Below are 2,235 nucleotides of genomic sequence, written 5' to 3'. Positions count from 1 at the left end.
GTAACCGGGGCAGATTTGTTGGGGGGGTCTTTTATTTTTGAGTCAAAGTCAGAAATGCTTTTTACTCAAGACTTGTGCATAACGCCGAAGTTCGTCGATCATTTTGAGCCCGAGGATTCCTGATTTTCGCAAATCATGATTCTCTGTTGAGATGCCGAAGAGAACGCTTCCCTCGCCCAAGCATGCTGACACGCTTTCACTGAACGCGTTGCGCAGTCTGGTCACGGGTCTGGTTGAGAAGGCAGAACGTGCAGAAGTTCGCCTTGAGAAGCTGGAAGCTGAGAATGCAGCACTCCGTAAGGAGAATGCCGAGCTCCGTCTGGAAAATACCCAGCTTAAAGTTGAGAACCAACTCCTTCGCGATGAGATTGCGCGACTGAAAAACCTACCGCCACGACCACCGTTCAAACCGTCAGGGATGGACAAGGCAACGGATGCGAAGGTTCTCGACAGCCGTGGTGGCAAGAAAAAACCTCGTGGACCAAAACTGGATGTGGAACGTGTTGACCGCGACATTGTTCTTCGTGCCAGTGTTCCAGACGGCTCACGCTTCAAAGGCTACAAAAGTTGTTACGTGCGAGATGTGGTTTTGCGCGCTGAGGTTATTCACTACCGGCGTGAATGCTGGGTGGCACCGAACGGTAAAACAATCCTTGCTCCGCTGCCTGTTGGGATTGTCGGTGGTTGTGGCCCGAACCTCAGGCGCTTTTGCCTGATGTTGCATGCACAAGGACAAGTCACGACGGAACGATTGTCTGCATTGCTCAATGACATTGGCATGGACATCTCCAAGCGCCAGGTCGTGCGTCTGCTCACCAAAGGACTGGATGGTTTCGTTGCTGAAGATGCTGCCGTCCTGCATGCTGGCCTGGTGTCAGCAGCCTATGTGACGGTCGACGACACCGGTGCCCGTCATGCGCGTGATAATTTCTACACCACCCATATTGGCGGCGAGCATTTTACTGTGTTCCGCACCACTAAGACCAAGTCACGGCTGAACTTCCTGTCGCTCTTGCGCGGCAATTATCAGGATTATGTGCTCAATGATGCCGCTTGCGATTATCTGAAGTCGCGGCATGGCGTCGATCCGACGGTTATCGCCAGACTGCGAACCCGCAAACCACAGCACTTTCCCAATCAGGTGCCGTTTCTTGAGCACTTGGCCCATAAGGGTATCGACATCTTCGATAAGGATTTAGTTCGGATAATCGCGGAATCCGGTATCTGGGGTTCTATTCGCCATCATGGTTTGTTGGGCAATGCCGTTATTGTCTCTGATGATGCTGGTCAGTTCCGTGTCGGAGACCATGCGCTGTGCTGGGTGCATGCTGAACGCTTGTTGCACAAGCTGATACCAGCAACGCTCCTGCAGGTGAGACATGTCGAAACTCTGCGCAAACTCATCTGGCTCTTTTACAAGCTTTTGAAAGACTTTTCCCGAAGTCCCAGCGCTCGTGCAGCCCAGGCCCTTGAAGTCAGGTTCGATCGGATCTTTTCCATCCGCACCGGATATACTGAGCTGGATAAGCTTTTGGCACGCTTACTGCGTCGTAAACAAGAATTGCTGAAAATTCTCAAACGCCCAGAAATCCCGTTGCACACCAATGCGTCCGAGAATGATCTGCGCAGCTGCGTCACCAAACGCAAGATCTCAGGCGGCACCATGAGCCGGGATGGCCGTGTTGCCCGCGATACGATGCTCGGCCTTATGAAGACTTGCAAAAAGCTTGGCCTGTCCTTCTGGCACTACCTCGGCGATCGGCTTCATATATCCACTCAGAAGCCAGCTATCCCCGAACTCGCAGGCTTCATCATTGCAAAAGCCTGACAAGCCCTGTCTTCATTGACGACGATCAGGCTTCAAAAATGGGATCACCCGGCCTGCTCTTGTGGGAGCCTCATCCAGAATATGCTGACCAGTTAAGCGCAGCAATGACGGCAAATACCAAAGCACCTGACGATCACGCCATTTGGTCCTTCAAACATCACGTCGCTGCCGATCCTGAAGCGCTGCGACCGTCTTTGCTGTTGCAGACACTGCAATTACTCAACTACGCGCCGATTGAGATTTATCAGCATGGATCCATCCTGACTAGCATGTCGATCTCAGTCATCCGAGCCTTCTTCAAAATGCAATTGGAAGCAGTCTTCTGCCGCAGACCAGATTATGATAGATTGCGATTATACGCGACTGCCTGCCAAAATGGCACCGCCAACGGATATGCCCCGCTTACC

At 52.3% G+C, this 2,235-nt stretch carries 2 protein-coding genes; both read left to right on the top strand.

All coding sequences use genetic code 11. The features are described 5' to 3' along the window. The first annotated feature begins 151 nt into the window (after positions 1-151). Complete coding sequence (locus ACOZHT_RS24340) at positions 152-1,828, top strand: IS66 family transposase (protein WP_421567112.1); 1,677 nt, start codon at positions 152-154, stop codon at positions 1,826-1,828. Between the two features lie 104 nt (positions 1,829-1,932). Further along, on the top strand, positions 1,933-2,235 hold a 303-nt coding region (locus tag ACOZHT_RS24335), incomplete at its 3' end, for a hypothetical protein (RefSeq protein ID WP_421567110.1).

Source organism: Ochrobactrum sp. EDr1-4 (assembly GCF_049199085.1).
Taxonomy (GTDB): Bacteria; Pseudomonadota; Alphaproteobacteria; order Rhizobiales; family Rhizobiaceae; genus Brucella.
This window is presented reverse-complemented; position numbering and strand designations above follow the sequence as displayed.

Coding starts and splice junctions, on each gene's coding strand:
- ACOZHT_RS24340 (WP_421567112.1), top strand. CDS start 152: ATGCCGAAGAGAACGCTTCCCTCGCCCAAGCATGCTGACACGCTTTCA.